This is a genomic window from Pseudomonas benzenivorans, from assembly GCF_024397895.1.
Taxonomy (GTDB): Bacteria; Pseudomonadota; Gammaproteobacteria; order Pseudomonadales; family Pseudomonadaceae; genus Aquipseudomonas; species Aquipseudomonas benzenivorans_A.
The window spans coordinates 718,360-735,680 of the sequence record NZ_CP073346.1 but is presented as its reverse complement, the minus strand read 5'-3'; the positions used below and the strand labels follow the sequence as shown (position 1 = coordinate 735,680).

16 protein-coding genes are annotated in these 17,321 nt (G+C 63.4%); 11 read left to right on the top strand and 5 right to left on the bottom strand.

Translation table 11 applies throughout. The annotated features are described in order from the left end of the window. Nucleotides 1–24: 24 nt before the first annotated feature. Together KDW96_RS03335 and KDW96_RS03330 are read left to right on the top strand one after the other, a co-directional pair. Nucleotides 25–627: a DUF4823 domain-containing protein gene (locus KDW96_RS03335; RefSeq protein WP_255838998.1), complete on the top strand. Its 603-nt coding sequence runs from the start codon at nucleotides 25–27 to the stop codon at nucleotides 625–627. A gap of 9 nt (nucleotides 628–636) precedes the next feature. Then, entirely contained in the window at nucleotides 637–1,206 is a 570-nt protein-coding gene (locus tag KDW96_RS03330) for a DUF1285 domain-containing protein (protein WP_255838997.1), read from the top strand. A 67-nt stretch (nucleotides 1,207–1,273) separates the two neighbouring features. Here the strand turns inward: KDW96_RS03330 and KDW96_RS03325 are convergent, their stop codons facing one another. Further along, entirely contained in the window at nucleotides 1,274–2,938 is a 1,665-nt protein-coding gene (locus KDW96_RS03325) for an electron transfer flavoprotein-ubiquinone oxidoreductase (protein ID WP_255838996.1), read from the bottom strand. 318 nt (nucleotides 2,939–3,256) lie between these two features. On the opposite strand from KDW96_RS03325, the gene KDW96_RS03320 reads away from it, so the two are divergent. Both KDW96_RS03320 and KDW96_RS03315 read left to right on the top strand, forming a co-directional pair. Continuing rightward, on the top strand, nucleotides 3,257–4,006 hold the full coding sequence (locus tag KDW96_RS03320; protein ID WP_255838995.1) for an electron transfer flavoprotein subunit beta/FixA family protein: 750 nt from the start codon (nucleotides 3,257–3,259) through the stop codon (nucleotides 4,004–4,006). Then, a complete protein-coding gene (locus KDW96_RS03315) occupies nucleotides 4,007–4,936 on the top strand; it encodes an electron transfer flavoprotein subunit alpha/FixB family protein (RefSeq protein ID WP_255838994.1) in 930 nt (309 codons plus the stop codon). It abuts the gene before it with no gap. Between the two features lie 205 nt (nucleotides 4,937–5,141). Here KDW96_RS03315 and KDW96_RS03310 read toward each other — a convergent pair whose 3' ends face one another. The 3 genes from KDW96_RS03310 to KDW96_RS03300 form a co-directional block, all read right to left on the bottom strand. Continuing rightward, nucleotides 5,142–7,607 carry an EAL domain-containing protein gene (locus tag KDW96_RS03310; protein WP_255840617.1) on the bottom strand — a complete coding sequence of 822 codons (2,466 nt, stop codon included), beginning with the start codon at nucleotides 7,605–7,607 and terminating at the stop codon, nucleotides 5,142–5,144. Continuing rightward, nucleotides 7,607–8,002 (bottom strand): putative pterin-binding protein, encoded by a 396-nt coding sequence (locus KDW96_RS03305; protein ID WP_255838993.1) that lies wholly within the window; start codon nucleotides 8,000–8,002, stop codon nucleotides 7,607–7,609. Before KDW96_RS03305 ends, KDW96_RS03310 begins: the two co-directional genes overlap by 1 nt. Nucleotides 8,003–8,491: 489 nt before the next feature. Then, nucleotides 8,492–9,442: an alpha/beta fold hydrolase gene (locus tag KDW96_RS03300; RefSeq protein ID WP_255838992.1), complete on the bottom strand. Its 951-nt coding sequence runs from the start codon at nucleotides 9,440–9,442 to the stop codon at nucleotides 8,492–8,494. Nucleotides 9,443–9,556: 114 nt separating this feature from the next. Between KDW96_RS03300 and KDW96_RS03295 the strand changes: the two genes are divergently transcribed. The 3 genes from KDW96_RS03295 to KDW96_RS03285 are packed head-to-tail and all read left to right on the top strand — an operon-like array spanning nucleotide 9,557 to nucleotide 11,553. After that, nucleotides 9,557–10,381: a substrate-binding periplasmic protein gene (locus KDW96_RS03295; RefSeq protein WP_255838991.1), complete on the top strand. Its 825-nt coding sequence runs from the start codon at nucleotides 9,557–9,559 to the stop codon at nucleotides 10,379–10,381. A 9-nt stretch (nucleotides 10,382–10,390) separates the two neighbouring features. After that, entirely contained in the window at nucleotides 10,391–10,744 is a 354-nt protein-coding gene (locus KDW96_RS03290) for a DUF4398 domain-containing protein (RefSeq protein ID WP_255838990.1), read from the top strand. Then, nucleotides 10,741–11,553, top strand: a complete 813-nt coding sequence (locus KDW96_RS03285) for an OmpA family protein (protein WP_255838989.1) — start codon at nucleotides 10,741–10,743, stop codon at nucleotides 11,551–11,553. The genes KDW96_RS03290 and KDW96_RS03285 overlap by 4 nt, the downstream gene beginning before the upstream one ends. Nucleotides 11,554–11,608: 55 nt before the next feature. On the opposite strand, the gene KDW96_RS03280 is transcribed toward KDW96_RS03285, so the two are convergent. Further along, nucleotides 11,609–12,571, bottom strand: a complete 963-nt coding sequence (locus tag KDW96_RS03280; protein ID WP_255837515.1) for an IS1595 family transposase — start codon at nucleotides 12,569–12,571, stop codon at nucleotides 11,609–11,611. 236 nt (nucleotides 12,572–12,807) lie between these two features. On the opposite strand from KDW96_RS03280, the gene KDW96_RS03275 reads away from it, so the two are divergent. The 4 genes from KDW96_RS03275 (at nucleotide 12,808) to KDW96_RS03260 (ending at nucleotide 17,293) form a co-directional block, all read left to right on the top strand. After that, nucleotides 12,808–14,247, top strand: coding sequence for an aminotransferase-like domain-containing protein (locus tag KDW96_RS03275; RefSeq protein ID WP_255838988.1), 1,440 nt, complete (start codon nucleotides 12,808–12,810; stop codon nucleotides 14,245–14,247). Nucleotides 14,248–14,331: 84 nt separating this feature from the next. Then, entirely contained in the window at nucleotides 14,332–16,062 is a 1,731-nt protein-coding gene (locus tag KDW96_RS03270) for a vWA domain-containing protein (protein WP_255838987.1), read from the top strand. Between the two features lie 2 nt (nucleotides 16,063–16,064). Then, nucleotides 16,065–16,664, top strand: a complete 600-nt coding sequence (locus tag KDW96_RS03265) for an RNA polymerase sigma factor (RefSeq protein WP_255838986.1) — start codon at nucleotides 16,065–16,067, stop codon at nucleotides 16,662–16,664. Next, nucleotides 16,661–17,293 carry a hypothetical protein gene (locus tag KDW96_RS03260; RefSeq protein ID WP_255838985.1) on the top strand — a complete coding sequence of 211 codons (633 nt, stop codon included), beginning with the start codon at nucleotides 16,661–16,663 and terminating at the stop codon, nucleotides 17,291–17,293. The genes KDW96_RS03265 and KDW96_RS03260 overlap by 4 nt, the downstream gene beginning before the upstream one ends. Nucleotides 17,294–17,321 lie beyond the last annotated feature (28 nt).

Genomic DNA, 17,321 nt, shown 5'->3' with positions numbered 1-17,321 from the left:
GTCGCGGGCGACGGGAGAGGTGCGATGCGAATCTTGATGCTTACGTTGATGCTTCTGGCCATTGCAGGCTGCATGAAGGTTAGCGACCTGGCCGACGGCGCCGAATATCACCTGCGCGATGCCGGCGTTCTCGATCACGGCCGGACCGAGCGCATGGCCTCGCGGCGCCTGCAGCAGGATTCCTTTATCTATATCGCCCAAGGGCATTTCGTTCCGGCCGGTCATGGCTATCCGCGCCCCAATGTCGTTGCCGAGGAGGCATTCGACGGTTTCGTCGAGTACTTCCCTCTGGTGCGTCGAGCCCGTGCTCCGGCTGGCCTGGAAGAGGCCATGTCGCAGGCGCGAGCGGCGGGTGCGCACTATTTGCTTTACAGTCGCTTTGCCTACAGTGACGACCGTATCGGCACGGCGGATGAGTGGGCTGACCAAGAGGCGGTGGACCGGCTGGGTACCGACCGCAGTGTGATTCAATTGATGCTGATCGAAACCAATACGCGCTATTTGGTGGATACTGCCCGTATCCGCAGTCGTGGTGGTTTCCTGACCTTCTACGATGCGCAACCCGCAGACCTGATCGGCCCGCCGCTGCGCGATTACGCGCGCAGCCTGCTCGGGGTCGGTCGCTAAGGAGTGTCAATGAGCGATTCAGGCAAAGCCAACGACCTGCTGGCGCAGATTCCCAAGGCCGCCCGGTCGGGCCTGCCGCCGGTGCACCTGTGGAATCCGGACTTCTGTGGCGATATCGAGATGCGCATCGCCCGCGATGGCAGCTGGTTCTATATGGGCACACCGATCGGCCGCAAGCCGATGGTCCGGCTGTTCTCCACCATCATCCGCCGCGATGGCGACAAGTACTTTCTGGTCACACCGGTGGAGAAGGTCGGTATCCAGGTCGAAGATGCGCCCTTCGTGGCGGTCGTTTTGCGGGTGGAGGGCGAGGGGGAGGCGCAGGTGCTGCACTTCACCACCAATGTCGAGGATCAGGTGTCGGCTTGCGCCGATCATCCGCTGCGGGTCGAGCTGGATGAGGCAACCCAGGAGCCGGCGCCCTATGTGCATGTGCGGGCAAACCTAGAGGCGCTGGTCCATCGCAACGTGTTCTATCAACTGGTCGAGCTGGCAGTGCCGCGCGAGATCGAGGGCCAGACCTGGCTTGGCGTGTGGAGCGCGGGCGAGTTCTTTCCGCTCGGGCCGCTGCCGGCCTAGGCGGGTAGGTGCTGGCCGGCTATCGCGGGCCAAGAAAAAAGGCTCCCGAGGGAGCCTTTTTTCGTCATTACATGTTGGGGTAGTTGGGGCCGCCTGTGCCTTCAGGCGCGATCCAGGTGATGTTCTGTGCCGGGTCCTTGATGTCGCAGGTCTTGCAGTGCACGCAGTTCTGCGCATTGATCTGGAAGCGCTTTTCACCATCTTCCTGGGTCACCACCTCGTACACGCCGGCCGGGCAGTAGCGTTGGGCCGGTTCGTCATACAGCGGCAGGTTCTTGGCGATCGGGATGCTCGGATCGCTGAGTTTCAGGTGGCAGGGTTGTTCCTCTTCATGGTTGGTGTTGGAGAGGAATACCGAGCTGAGCTTGTCGAAGCTGAGTTTGCCGTCCGGTTTCGGGTAGGCGATCTTCTGCGCCTCGGCGGCTGGCTTGAGGCAGGCGTAGTCCGGCTTGGTGTCGTGCAGGGTGAACGGGATCTTGCCGCCGAACAGGTTCTGGTCGACATAGTTGAACGCGCCTCCGCCCAGTACGCCGAACTTGTGGATCGCCGGGCCGAAGTTGCGGCTGCGGAACAGTTCGTCATACAGCCAGCTGGCCTTGAACGCCTCGACGTAGCCGGTCAGCTGGTCGCCGCCCTCGGAGCCGGCCAGCAGCACGTCGGCCACGGCATCGGCGGCGAGCATGCCGGACTTCATCGCGGTGTGGCTGCCCTTGATCTTGGCGAAGTTGAGAGTGCCGAGGTCGCAGCCAATCAGTGCGCCGCCGTCGAATACCATCTTCGGCAGCGAGTTCAGGCCGCCCTTGCAGATGGCGCGAGCGCCATAGGCCACGCGCTTGCCGCCCTCCAGATACTGGGCAATAACCGGGTGGTGCTTGTAGCGCTGGAACTCGTCGAACGGCGACAGGTGCGGGTTGCTGTAGGACAGGTCGACGATCAGGCCGACCACCACCTGGTTGTTTTCCAGGTGATAGAGGAAGGAACCACCGGTGTTTTCGCTGTCCACCAGCGACAGTGGCCAGCCGGCGGTGTGCACCACCAGGCCCTGCTCGTGCTTGGCCGGGTCGACGTCCCAGATTTCCTTGATGCCGATGCCGTAATGCTGGGCGTCGGCCTCGCTGTCCAGGTTGTACTTCTGGATCAGCTGCTTGCCGATATGACCGCGGCAGCCCTCGGCGAACAGGGTGTATTTGGCGCGTAGCTCCATGCCAGGGGTGTAGTAGCCCTCTTTCGGGTTGCCCTCGCGGTCGACCCCCAGATCACCGGTGACGATACCGCGGACCACGCCGGATTCGTCGATCAGCGCCTCCTGGGCGGCAAAGCCCGGATAGATCTCAACGCCCAGGTTTTCGGCCTGCTGGGCCAACCAGCGGCACAGGTTGCCCAGGGAGATGATGTAGTTGCCCTGGTTGTGCATGGTCTTGGGCACGAACAGGTCAGGAATGCGGCTGGCTTTCTCGGCATTCTTCAGCAGGTAGATATCGTCGCGCTTGACCGGCGTGTGCAGCGGAGCGCCGAGCTCCTTCCAGTCCGGGAACAGCTCGTTCAGTGCCCGCGGCTCGAACACTGCGCCGGAGAGAATGTGGGCGCCGACTTCCGAGCCTTTTTCGACCACGCAGACGCTGATTTCCTTACCCGCTTCGGCGGCTTTCTGCTTCAGTCGGCAGGCGGCGGACAATCCGGCAGGGCCGGCGCCGACGATGACGACGTCGAATTCCATAAATTCGCGTTCCACAGGCTATCTCCTACTCAAAGGCTCTCTAATTTTATTTGACGATCAGGCTCGTTCCCCGGGCGAAGCGCGGGCATTATATCTACACCCTCTGATCGGTCCAATACAAACGTTTGTTTGAATTTTCTGTAGGACTGGTAGAATCTTACTACATCGCAGTTGCCTGGCCGGCCCGTCGTATTGACCGGGCTGGGGCGTGCGGTCAAGATACGGGCGGTTTTGCGCCCTCCGTCTGGGCTGGAATCGGTTCCGGCCGACTAGCATCACCCGCTATGTTCGCTTTGGCGACATCCTTATTCACCGGAGAGTAACGAGGAATCCATGAAGGTTCTTGTAGCTGTCAAACGAGTGGTCGACTACAACGTCAAGGTTCGCGTCAAGGCGGACAGCAGCGGCGTTGATCTTGCCAACGTCAAGATGTCGATGAACCCCTTCTGCGAAATCGCCGTGGAAGAAGCCGTACGCCTGAAAGAGAAGGGCGTGGCGAGCGAGATCGTCGTCGTGTCGATCGGCCCGACCGCTGCGCAAGAGCAGCTGCGTACTGCCCTGGCCCTGGGCGCCGATCGCGCCATCCTGGTCGAGTCCGCCGAAGAACTGAACTCCCTGGCCGTGGCCAAGTTGCTCAAGGCCGTGGCCGACAAGGAGCAGCCGCAACTGGTGATCCTCGGCAAGCAGGCCATCGACAGTGACAACAACCAGACCGGCCAGATGCTCGGTGCCCTAACCGGCTTCGCCCAGGGCACCTTCGCCTCCCAGGTGGAAGTGGCCGGCGACAAGGTCAATGTCACCCGCGAGATCGATGGCGGCCTGCAGACCGTCGCGCTCAACCTGCCGGCGATCGTCACCACCGATCTGCGCCTGAACGAGCCGCGCTACGCGTCGCTGCCGAACATCATGAAGGCCAAGAAGAAGCCCCTGGAAGTGGTGACTCCGGACGCCCTGGGCGTTGCCACCACCTCCACCGTGAAGACCCTGAAAGTCGAAGCCCCGGCGACCCGCCAGGCCGGCATCAAGGTCAAGTCCGTGGCTGAACTGGTCGAGAAACTGAAGAACGAGGCGAAGGTAATCTAAATGGCTATCTTGGTTGTTGCAGAACACACTAACGCTGCCCTGGCTGCTGCCACGCTCAATACCGTAGCGGCTGCCAAAGCCATCGGTGGCGACATCCATATCCTGGTCGCCGGTGCCGGTTGCGGCGCCGCTGCTGAAGCCGCGGCCAAGGTCGAGGGCGTGTCCAGGGTCCTGGTCGCCGACAACGCCGCCTTCGCCCATCAGCTGCCGGAAAACGTCGCGCCGCTGATCGCCGAACTCGGTGCCGGCTACAGCCACATCCTGGCTGCCGCGACCACCAACGGTAAGAACTTTCTGCCGCGCGTGGCTGCCCAGCTGGACGTCGACCAGATCTCCGAGATTATCGCCGTAGAAAGCGCAGACACCTTCAAACGGCCGATCTATGCCGGCAACGCCATTGCCACCGTGCAGTCCAGTGCCGCCGTCAAGGTGATCACCGTGCGCGCCACTGGTTTCGATCCGGTGGCTGCCGAAGGCGGTTCCGCAACCGTTGAGTCCGTGGCAGTTGGCGGCGACGCCGGCAAATCGGCCTTCGTCGGCGAAGAGCTGGCCAAGTCCGACCGTCCGGAGCTGACCGCTGCCAAGATCGTCATTTCCGGCGGTCGCGGCATGCAGAACGGTGACAACTTCAAGCACCTCTATGCCCTGGCTGACAAGCTCGGTGCGGCCGTCGGCGCTTCCCGCGCGGCCGTCGACGCCGGTTTCGTGCCGAACGACATGCAGGTCGGCCAGACCGGCAAGATCGTCGCGCCGCAGCTGTACATCGCCGTCGGTATTTCCGGCGCGATCCAGCACCTGGCGGGCATGAAGGACTCCAAGGTGATCGTGGCGATCAACAAGGACGAGGAGGCGCCGATCTTCCAGGTGGCCGACTACGGCCTGGTAGCTGACCTGTTCGAAGCCATTCCTGAGCTGGAAAAGCTGGTCTAGCCCGGTTTAGACGTTTCACAAGAAGCCCGCTCACTGAGCGGGTTTTTTGTTGTCCGCCGTTTCTCGACCCGGTGCGGAGCTGGGCATGGGGCGGGGAAATGCACTGGGAAGCCAGGGCATACGGGCAGTGGCTATCGAGAGAAAAGTGGGTTTTTGCTTCCACCGGTTGGTCGATTGAGGCGGCCCCGTAGGCCTGCGGCGAACTCTAGCCTATGGATGCAATCCCATCGCCTTCATCTACCCGGCCGTTCTCGTCCACTGCCGAGGTGGCCAGCCGGTGATGCTGAAAGGCTTGGGCGATGATGGCCCGCAACTGCCCATCGTCCCAGGGTCTGGTAAGGAACTTGTAGATTGATCCGCGGTTGACTGCGTCGGTGACCGATTTCAGGTCGGTGTAACCGGACAGGATGATGCGAATGGTCTCCGGGTAGAGTTCCTTGACCCTGCTGAGGAACTCGGTGCCGCTCATTTCCGGCATGCGCTGGTCGGAGAGGATCACCTGTACATCGTGCTTGGCCAGCAGGGCGAAAGCGTCTTGGGCGTTGCTGGCGGTGAGTATTTGGTAACCCTCGCGGCGCAGCAGGCGGGTCAGGGCGCGCAGGACGTTTTCTTCATCGTCGAGCAGCAACAGCGTCTGTTCAGGGATCTTCTGTGCGTTGCCCAGAGCTTCGACCGGTTCTTTCGGCGTTTGCCTTTGGCTGACAAAGTCTTCCAGTTGCGCCAAGGGCATGGGTTTGGCGAAGTAGTAGCCCTGGAACTCATTGCAGTGGTTCTTCTTCAGGAAGGCGAATTGCGCTTCGTTTTCGACCCCCTCGGCGATGACCTTGAGCTTTAGGTGGTGGGCCATGGAAATGATGCCCTTGGCAATCGCCGCATCGTTCTGGTCGCTGATGATGTCCTGAACGAAGGAACGGTCGATTTTCACCCTGTCGATTGGCAGGCGTTTGAGGTAGCTGAGGCTGGAAAAACCGGTGCCGAAGTCGTCGATCGCCAGACTCACGCCAAGGCGTTTGAGCGCCTGCATGGTCTCGATCGCTTTGTCTGGATTGTCCAGCAGTACCGACTCGGTGATCTCCAGCTCCAGGGCCTCGGGAGGAAGCTGGGCCTGCTCCAGAATGACGCGCAGGCGCTCGACAAAGTTGCTGCGCTGGAAGTGTGTGCCCGAAATATTGACCGCCATCAAGGTTCCCTTGTAGCCCTGATCGAGAAGCAAGCGGGCGTCGCGGCAGGCGGTTTTCAATACCCACTCACTCAGCGGGACGATCTGTCCGGTATTTTCGGCCACCGGAATGAACTGCAGGGGGGAGATGAAGCCCAGTTCGGCGTGTTGCCAGCGCAGCAGGGCCTCGTAACCCACTACTCGACCGTTTTGGCGGTCGAACTGCGGCTGGTAGTTCAGCGTGAAGGCTTCATTTTCGATGGCTCTCTGCAATTGAATGCGCAAGTTGACGCGCTCGTCTACCTTTTGCTCGAGGTCCTGGGTGTACCACTGATAGTTGTTGCGCCCCTGTTTCTTCGCTTGGCGCATTGCCAGGTCGGCCTGCTGGATAAGCAGTTCGGGGCTCGAGGCGCCGGGGCCGCTGAGGCTGATGCCCAGACTTGCGGTGATGTGGATCTCGTAGCTGCCAATCTTGAAGGGCCGGGAAGTCGTTCCGATGACTCGCTCGGCCAGCGCTACGGCGTCCTCTGGCTGGTCCAGGTTCGGCAGGATGATGATGAACTCGTCGCCGCCCAGGCGCGCCAGGGTGTCGTCGGGGCGCATCTGTTGGGTCAGACGATGGGCGACCTCGACGAGAACCAGGTCGCCGAACGCGTGGCCCATGGAATCGTTGATCGGCTTGAATCCATCCAGATCGACGAACATGACCGCGAAGCCCTTGTTCGCGAACTGGGCGTTGCGGCTCGCCTGTGACAGGCGATCGCTCAGCAGAGCTCTGTTGGGCAGGGCCGTCAAGGCGTCGTGAGAGGCCAGGTGCGCAAGCTTGTGCGATTTCGCCCTGAGGGACTGATTCAGTCGTGCGGATCGCCGAAGCTGCAGGAAGAACAGTATCAACAACAGCAATCCGCTGATGACGGGTGCGGCTATCGCCCAGATGCTGTGGGTATCGGAGTATTGCTTGATGAGTTGCTCACTGCGCACATCGGCACTCAAGGTGATCTCTTTGCCCAGTGCAAAGAACTGCTCTTGCAAAGGCATTAGCAAGCCTTGGATTTGCCCGTAGCGCTTGTCGTAGGGGTCGGCCTTGAGACCGGCCAGCAGCGGTTCGATTGCATCGAGGGCATCGCCAAGCGCCTCGACCGCTTGCTGCACGTGCTCGTTCTGCAGCAGGGGGCGATTTGCTTCGCCTTCACGGAATAACTGATAGCGGCTAACCAATAGCTCGAAGCTCAGCTGCACTTGTTCGAGCGTCGTTTTATCAACCGGATCCTTGAGCACATAGCGCCGCAGGCTGCGGCTGAGACTGCTCACCTCTTCGGAGGTCTTGAACAGGGTGTGAATCTGTTGGCCCATGCGCAGGGCGGCAAGGTTGTGGGTCTGTTCGATATTGCGGTAGGCAAAGTACAGGGAGGCCGTGAATATCATCAGCGCCAGCAGCAGTTGCAGCGATGAGGGGCGGCGCCACCAGTTAGGCTTGTGGCGTTCGTCTCCGAGCTGGGCCAGGGAGAGCATCACTCGACGATCAGTCCTTTCAGGTGCCAGACCATTTCCTGGTCGGTTTCCGCAGTTCTAAGCTCGGGGAAATCGTCCTGGGGAAAGATCATCCACAGCGGCCCCTTGTCGCGAGTGGTCATGTACTGGCCATTGCGTTTGTAGGCGACGATTGCCGGATAGCGCTGCAGTTTCTGCAAGTCCATGCGACTTTCATAGTCATTGAGCGCCACGGCCCGAACGGAAGCGCCTTGCCCATCGTATGGGGCGAGCAGCTGGCTGGCGCGCACACCGGTGAACTGCTGGGGGCCGTCGGTCCAGGACGTATGAGTGTGCAGGGTGGCGCTCTCCATGGCCTCGAGCGCGGCCAGATCGTAGTCGATGGATGAGCCATCTGGGCCAGACACTCTGAGCAAGGGGGCGTCTTGGGCTATAGCGCTATAAGTGACAAGGCCGAGGATTGCAGTCACAGCGGTCCGCAAGAAAGTGTTCAAGATTGTCCTTCGTTTCATTTTGACTCCGCCGTCGAAGTTCAATGGCTCATGGACCGTCGCTGGTCGGTTCCTGGCCCGTTGCACTGTCGACTACTACTCGGCTGGCGCGGTGGCGTTGCCCCTCTGCGTTGGTTATCTGCTTTCGTCTGAACTGAGCGTAGCCATGCTTGCGGTACTGCGCTTGGGCTCGCTTAACTGCGCCGGCAGCAGATAGTGCCGGCGTAGCGATTTGCCAGTCAACGGGCATACGACTAATTGGCGTGGTCGCGGTCACCCTGGTCGTAAATGCGCGTGACCCTCTAACCAAGGGTGTTCAGCGAGCCTTGCAGCCAAGGGCAGTCGAGCAGCTGGGCCTGGTCCTGATCCAGGCCCAAAGCATGGCCATTTGCGAGCGGCTAGTCGCTGCGTTCTTTACGGCGTTTGCGGACCTTCCACGTGCTGCAGGTCTGCCAGAAAGCGTTGGTAGTGTTCGGCCGTTTCCTGCGGGCGTTCGATCATCGGTGCGTGGCCGCAGTCTTTCATGATCACCACGCTTGGCTGCCGGAGCAGCGGTCGCATCACCTCGATGCTGGAGACATCCAGCACGCGGTCCCGGTCGCCCCACAGCAGCAGAGTCGGCGCCTGGATCTTCGGCAGCTCCGGCTCCAGCGGGATGTAGCGTTCGACCAGTTGCGCGAATATCCGCTGGTAATGTTCGCGCTGGGCGATGGCACGCTCGGCCAGGTGCGCCTTGAGCGGAGCGGGGAGTGCCGGGGGCTCGACGAACACGAAGTCCAGCAGGCGGTCGTAGTCCTCGGCTGTCTCCACCACCAGCGGATTGGCGGCGCCGCGCTCCAGGCGTTCGATCAATTCGCTTTTCTGCGGCGCGCTGACACCGGCATTGTCGAGCAGGGCGAGCGAAATCACCTGCTGCGGGTAGCGGGCGGCATAGAGCGCGGCGATGTGGCCGCCCATGGAATTGCCGATCAGGTGCAAGCGGTCGATCTTCAATGCCTGAACGAAGCTGGCGACCCGCTCGGTCTGGGTGCCGACGTCGTAGCTGGCATTCGGTCGGCTGCTGTCGCCGAAACCGGGCAGGTCGATGGCGATCACCTGGTAGCGGTCGGTCAGGTGGCGGGCGAAGCGCAACCAGTTGTCCTTGTCGGCGCCGAAGCCGTGAATCATCAGCAGGGTTTCGCCATCGGGCGGACCGCCCCGGTAGTAATGAATGCTAAGATCCGCGACTTCTGTACGCTCGTGGGACAGGCCAGCGGCCTGCTGCTCCAGCCATTGCACGCTGGCCAGCAGCGTGGCGGGAACGGCATAGAGTACGCCGGCACCGGTGCCCAGGAGCAGCAGGAACGCGAGAAAGAGTTTCTTCATTGCATGTCCTTATCGCTAATGATTATTGCGCTGCCGCTAAGCTAGCATGGAAGCACACGCCTGGCCCCCTTGCGCTGTGGGCGGTCCATAGAACGATTAACCGAGACCCATAGAATGCTTCAACGTCCTTTCCTCAAGTCCTGCCTGTTGCTCGTCGCCTTGCTGGCGATGCCGGCTTTGGCAGCGGCGGCCGGCAAATGTGAACGCCTGGTCGCCACCGGTCATCCCGACTACCCACCTTTCATGTGGCGCGACCCGCAGAAACCCGAGCAGCTGATTGGCGCCCAGGCCGATTTGCTGGCCAAACTGGGTGAGGAGCTGGGCGTGCGCATCGAGGTGCTGTACAGCCGCAGCTGGGACAAGGCCCAGGGCGAGGTGCGCAGTGGACGCATCGATCTGCTGGCGGGCGCGGGGTTGACGCTCGCCGACCTGGAAACCATGGACCACGTGCACCCGGCGGTATTCAGTCGCGCCGATGTGGTCTGGGTACGCAATATCGCCAGCTTTCCCTATATCGAATGGGCCGACCTGCGCGAGCGACGCGGGGCGGCGGTCGACGCGGATTTCGGGGTGGCGTTCAACGACTACGCCAAGGCTCGGTTGAACCTGGAGCAGGGCGCCAACCTGACCCAGTTGCTGCAGAAATTGATGCTCGGTGAAGTGGACTACGTGCTGCATGAGCGCGAGCCGACCCAGGCGCTGGCCCACACCCTGGGGCTGCAGGACGATCTGCTGGCCCTGAATCCGCCGATTCGCAGCGAGGGTCTGTACCTTGCGCTGTCGCATAATTCGGCGTGCAACGACCCCTGGCTGCGCGGACAGCTGGCGAAAAAAATGACAGAATTGGCCGCCGCCGGCGTGCCGGAAACCCTGCTTCAGCGTAATTTGCAGCGCTGGAAGGAACAGCAGCTGCAACCCGCCAGTGCATCGAATCCGTAGGAAAAACCTGTGACCAATCGACTTCTCTGCGCCGTGCTGGCGCTGCTGGCCTTGACGGCCTGCGCCAGTGACCCGGCCCCCCTCGAGCAAATGCGCCTGACCGAGCAGGCGGTAGCCCAGGCACGGGCGGTCGGCGCCGATGAGCAGGTGCCTGAACTGCTCCTGGCCGAGGACAAGCTGAACCGGGCCCAGGCGGCCATGGACGAGGAGGCCTTCAAGCAGGCGCGGGTGTTGGCCGAGCAGGCCGAGCTGGATGCGCGCCTGGCGGAGGCCCGGGTGGTGACGGCGAAGAGCCAGGCGCAACTGGCCGAGCTGAGCAACCGGATCAACCGCCTGCGCCGCCAGTTGGGGGACCTGCAATGAGCAACCGAGCAACCCTCGCCGGCGGCGTCATGCTGCTGCTTCTGTTGGGCGGCTGCGCCGGCTCGCCGTCCAATAGCGGCGATGCCCTGGAGTCAGCCCGTACCAGCTTTCAAACGGTCAAGGAAGATCCCAGCGTGCTGCGCAGCGCGGCCAAGGATGTGATCCGTGCCGGCGAGTCGTTGGCGCGTGCCGAGCGGCTGTCCAGCTACTGGGGCAGCGCCGATGACGTCACTCACTACGCCTACCTGAGCCAACGCTACAGCGATATCGCCGCGCAGAAGAGTCTCCTGGGCCTCAACCAGGAGCGCGCCGCCAAGCTCGAGCTGGAGCGCCAGCGTCTGCAACTGGCGTTGCGCGAAGCCAAGCTGCTGACCATCCAGGAGCAGAGCCACTGGCTGGAAGAGCAGATGGTCAGCCTGGCGACCACCGAGACCGAACGCGGTCTGGTGATGACCCTGGGCGATGTACTGTTCGATGCGGGTCAGGCCGACCTCAATGTTTCGGCCAACCGCACGGTGCTCAAGCTGGTGCAGTTCCTCCAGCTCAATCCACGGCGCGTGGTGCGGATCGAGGGCTATAGCGACAGCCGCGGCGACAAGCAGGAGAACCTCGAGCTGTCGCGGGCACGGGCGCAGACCGTGGCCGACGTGCTGATCGACCTGGGCATCGACGCCAAGCGCATCGAAGTGCAGGGCCATGGCGAGGGCTATCCGGTGGCGGAGAACGCGTCGGCCAAGGGACGGGCGCGTAACCGTCGAGTGGAGATCGTGTTCTCCGATGAGCTGGGACGCCTCGGCCCCAGTCGCTGAGCCGAGCAGGTCCAGACAGCCCCGGTGGCCGTCAGGCGCCGGGGCTTTTTATTGGCTATGTACCAATAGCGTGTTGCAGGGTTCTGCCTACCGCCTCCTGAATGCAGTGAGCCGGCCGAATATTCCGCTGATAGCGCTCTAGCATGCGGCGCCAGCCCAGGTAATTCGGGAGGTAGCGGGTGGCCACGCCGTGAAAGCGGGTCATCCAGCTCTTCAAGCGGCTGTGGTAGGCGTTGACGTTCTGAATATGGAAAGCGCCTTGGCGCACTCGCTGGCCGGGGCGGGCATGCACGACCTGATGGGTGATGCCCTGTGCCCGGGCAAAGCTGGCATAGACTGCCGCCCCGTCACTGCAGAGCACGGCCTCCCGGTCGATCAGCGGCATCAACGCCTCTCGCACATGATTGGCATCGAGCTTGGCCAACTTGAAGTCAGCGGTGTGGCCCTCCCGGTCGCGCACCACCATCACCGGGATCTGGTCTTTACCCGTGCCGCGGGTCACGCTCACCCCACCTCGTTTACGGGGCGGCCGAGGCAACTGCCTCTGGCCCTTGAAGGACTCCAGAAAGAACGTCTCATCCACTTCGACAATCCCTGCCTCATGCGTGGCGTGATGCTCAGCCGCTGCAGCCAGGAAGCGGTGCCTCCAGAGGAAAGCGGTGTTTTTGCTGATGCCGCATGCCTGGGCCGCCTTGCGCACGCTAAGCCCGTCAATCAGTGCCTGGGCGTAGTCTTTCCAGCGTTCGGGGTAGTGCAGGCGGGCAAGGCCTGTTGCTGAGCGCGCGGTGCAAGTCCGTCGACAACTACGGCAACGATAGCGGCGCAGACTGCGCGACCAACCCCAGGGCGCAAGCTGATTCGCATTGGTCTGGCAATGCGGGCAACGCTGCAGCGCCGGCAGGCAATCGAGCACTTCTGTCGCCGGCGGGTTCCGCAGTGCCTGATGAAGCGTAGATTTCTGATGGGCGCTGAGTTGGCTCAGTTGAGCCAGCCAGTGGTGAAAGGCTTGAGTATCCATAATCGGCAGACCTCCTGATTGGAACTCTGCCGTTTAGATTAGTACTCGCAACACATCGTTGGTACATAGCCTTTTTATTGCCGCAGCCTTCAGCGCAACAGTTTTCCTAGCGGCCAATTGATCTAATACAGTTGCTGGCGCCCGGGAATTGTATCCGGCAGAATCCCTGAGGCTGTACCGGTGCTTTTTCGAAGGGCCGGCTCACTGTTACGGTTCAGCCAAGCGGGAATGCGGTCATGACCAATCTGTTGCTCTATCAGCGTATCGCCCAGCAGCTGGCGGAAGATATTCGCCGCGGCGTCTACCAGCCGGGCGAGCGGGTGCCCTCGGTGCGCAAGATGAGCGCACAGCTCAACGTCAGTCACGCCACCGTGCTGCAGGCCTATGCCAACCTGGAAGACCAGGGGCTGATCCGCGCCCGCCCGCAGTCCGGCTTCTATGTGCACCAGACGCCGGCCCTGACCGCGCCGACGCCGGATATCGCCCGGGTCGAGCGCCCCGGCCTGGTCACCCGCAGCAGCATCATCAACCAGATTCTCACCGAGTCGCGCCGCGAAGGGGTCTTCCCCTTCGGCGCGGCGGTGCCCCATGTCGACTACCTGCCGGTGCGCGCCTTGCACCAGCAGCTGGCCAAGGTCACCCGCTTCCAGAGTCCGCGGGCCTTCAGCTACATGTTCAGCCCGGGCTTCGAGCCCTTGCGCCGCCAGGTGGCGATCCGCATGCGCGACGCCGGGGTGGTGGTCGATCCTTCCGAGGTGGTGATCACCCACGGCTGTGTCGATGCCCTGCAGATGTCCCTGCGCGTACTGACCCAGCCGGGCGACCTGATCGCCGCCGAGTCGCCGACCTACTATGGCTTGCTGCAACTGGCCGATCTGCTCGGTCTGAAGGTCATCGAGATTCCCAGCGACCCGACCACCGGCATCAGCCTGGAGGCCCTGCAGCTGGCAGCCAGCCAATGGCCGATCAAGGCCTTGGTATTGACCGCGCGGTTGAGCAATCCGCTGGGCGGCACCATTCCCGAGGACCGCCAGAAGCAGCTGCTGCGGCTGGTCGAGGACTTCGATATCCAGGTCGTCGAGGACGACATCTATGGCGAGCTGATGTTCGAGCAGGGGCCGACCAAGTCGCTCAAGTCCCATGATCGGGAAGGGCGCGTGGTGTACTGCTCGAGCTTCTCCAAGACCCTCTCGCCTGGGGTGCGCATCGGCTGGATAGTCGCCGGCAAATACCAGGAGGAGATCCAGCGCCTGCAGACCTTCAGCACCCACTCGGCGTGCAGCGTCACGCAGATGGCGGTGGCGGCCTACCTGGAGAACGGCGGCTACGATCGCCACCTGCGCTACATCCGCCAGGAGTACCGCAAGAATCTCAGCGCCTTTCAGCTGGCGGTGCAGCAGTACTTTCCCGAGGGCACGCAGATCACCCGGCCCAATGGCGGCTTCATCCTCTGGGTCAGCCTGCCGGTGCGGGTCAACACCAAGGACCTGCACGTGCGCGCCTTGCAGCAGGGCATCAGCATCGCGCCGGGGCTGATCTTCAGCAATACCGAGCAGTTCAACCACTGCGTGCGGCTGAACTGCGCCATTCCGTGGAACCGCGAGGCCGACCGCGCCCTGATGACCCTGGGCATGCTGGCCAGCCAGTTGTGCCAGGAGGCGACGCTCGGCCGCTGAGGATAGGCCTGTCGGGTTAACCCGAATTGTCGGGGCTGCGCGTCTACTCGTACGAATACCCCATTCGTCCCGAGGAGATGCAGCATGTCGAGGCAATTCTTAGCGACCCCGCAACCGCTGATGCAAGGCCTGGGTACTGGCCTGCTGCTGTTGCTGTCCGCCTGCAACGCCACCCAGCCGGAGCCGCCGCGCGCCGAACTGGCCGATCAACCGGCGCGCACCGTCGCGCAAGAGACCGCGGCGCAGCCCGGTGCGAAGAAGCTCGAGCGCTCCAGTTACGCGCCGCCGTCGACCCAGCTCGGGGCGCTGCCCATGGCGCCTGTGGCCGACATCCAGGCGCCGGGCTACCGCGCAACGTATCGGGAGCAATACCAGAAGCTCGCGAGCAATCCGGTGCAGGCGGTGGCCGAGGCGCCGGTTTCGACCTTCAGTATCGATGTGGACACCGGTGGCTACGCCAACGTCCGCCGCTTCCTCAGTCAGGGGCAACTGCCGCCGGCCGAGGCGGTGCGCCTGGAGGAGCTGGTCAACTACTTCCCCTATGCCTACCCGCTGCCCCAGGGCGAGGCGCCGTTCGGGGTGGCCACGGAACTGGCGGTCACCCCCTGGAACAGCCAGAGCCGCCTGCTACGCATCGCGATCAAGGCCGCTGATATGGCGGTGGAGGCCTTGCCGCCGGCCAACCTGGTGTTTCTGGTGGACGTATCCGGTTCGATGGATCGCCGCGAAGGCCTGCCCCTGGTGCAGAGCACCCTGAAGCTGCTGGTCGATCAGTTGCGCGCCGAGGACAGGGTGGCGCTGGTGGTCTATGCCGGCACGTCCAGGGTGGTGTTGCCCTCGACCGCTGGCAACCAGAAAGCCAGGATTCGCGCGGCCATCGAGCAACTGCGCGCCGGTGGTTCGACGGCGGGCGAGTCGGGCATCCAGTTGGCCTATCAGCAGGCCCAGCAGGGCTTCATCGCCGGCGGTATCAACCGCATCCTGCTGGCCACCGACGGCGACTTCAATGTCGGCATCAGCGATTTCGACACCCTCAAGGCCCTGGCCGCCGACAAGCGCAAGACCGGCATCTCGCTGACCACCCTGGGCTTCGGCACCGGCAACTACAACGAGCGCCTGATGGAGCAGTTGGCCGATGCCGGCGATGGCAACTACGCCTATATCGACAACCTGCGCGAGGCGCGCAAGGTGCTGGTCGATCAGCTCAGCTCGACCCTGTCGGTGGTGGCCAAGGACGTGAAGATTCAGCTCGAGTTCAACCCGGCGCAGGTCAGCGAATACCGTCTGCTGGGTTACGAGAACCGCGCCCTGCGCCGCGAGGACTTTGCCAACGACAAGGTCGACGCCGGCGAGATCGGCGCCGGGCACAGCGTCACCGCGCTCTACGAGATCGTTCCGGTGGGCCGCAAGGGCTGGCTGGAGCCCTTGCGCTATGGGGCTGTGGAGGCTGCCGCCGACCAGCCGGCCGGCAAGGCGGGCGAGCTGGCCCTGCTGCGTATTCGCTACAAGGCCCCGCAACAGCGCGCCAGTCGCCTCCTTGAGGTGCCGATCCGCGCGCCCCGCCAGGTAGCGGATATCGCCCAGGCCAGCGAGGACCTGCGCTTCGCCGCGGCGGTGGCGGCGTTCGCCCAGCAGCTCAAGGGCGGGCAATACACCGGCGACTTCGGTCTCGCGGCCAGCGCCGACCTGGCGCGCAGCGGCAAGGGCGAGGACCGCTTCGGCCTGCGCGGCGAATTCATCCAGCTGGTCGAACTGGCGCAAAGCCTGCAAACTCCTGCGTCCCTGTCCCCGCCAACCGCTGTAAAGGTCGATTGAGTGTGACTGACAACCTCTCTGTCACTGTGCCCGCCGATGACGATGCCGCGCTGCTGCGGCGTTATCGGCAGGGCGACGCCGAGGCGTTCGCGCTGTTGTACCAGCGCCACCGCCTCGGCCTGTTCCGGTTCCTCTGCGGCCTGTGCGGCGATCCGACCCTGGCCGAGGAAGTCTTCCAGGACACCTGGCTGAGCCTGGTCCGCAGTGATTCACTGCAGCGCGAGAAGGTCCTGTTCAAGACCTGGCTGTACCAGATCGCGCGCAATCGCCTGATCGATCACTGGCGCAAGCATGGCAGACGCCTGAGCCTGCAGGACGCCTACGACGAGCGGCTACATGACGCACCCGATGACGAAGGTGACCCCGAACAGCAGCTCGGCCTGAGTCGTGACCGCCAGCGTTTGCAGGCGGCGCTGGATGATCTGCCGCTGGAGCAGCGCGAAGTGTTCCTGCTGCGTGCCCAGGGCGAACTGGAACTGCAGGAGATCGCCGAGCTGACCCACACGCCGGCGGAGACGGTGAAGAGCCGCCTGCGTTACGCCCTGCACAAGCTACGCCGGCTGCTGGCCGATCCCGCCGCGGCCAAAGAGGTATCCGCATGAGAGAGCGCAAAGAACCGTCGTCTGGCGCCGCCGACCAGCAGCTGCTGCAACATTACCGAGATCATCAGGACGCCGAACCCTCGGCTGCGCTGGACGCGCGGATACTCGCGGCCGCCCGCGAGCAGGCGCGCTCAGGGCGCGCCACGCCCGGCCCGTGGATGCGGCTGCACGGCTGGCTGTTCGGCCATCGCGCGCCGGTACGCTGGAGCCTGGCCCTGGGCGGTGTCGCGGCGCTGGGGCTGGGCTTGAGCCTGACCCTCAGAACCCTCGAACAGGCGCCGGGCGGGTTCGACAGTCCGTCGCCAGCGGCGCCCGCTGTACAACGCAGCGCCGCCGTGGCGCAGAAAAAGGTCATGGCCGAGTCCGCCCGAGTCGGCGCCCAGGAGGCCATGGCCGATGCCGCCGCCGCGCCGGCCGAGGCCGCTGCGTCCGGGTTCATGAGCAAGGCCGAGGCGCCCGAGCTGGAGCCCGCCTTGCGCGAAGCGCTGCGCGAGATCCTCCGCCTGCGTGAGGCAGGCCACGGGCCTGAGGCCGACAAGCGCCTCGAGACGCTGCGCCAGCGTCACCCGCAGCTGGATATCGGGGCACTTATGGCCCGTCAGAAGGCGCTGGACGAGGTTGCCCGGTGAACGAAAATCCAGCTTGTCAGGTGGGGCT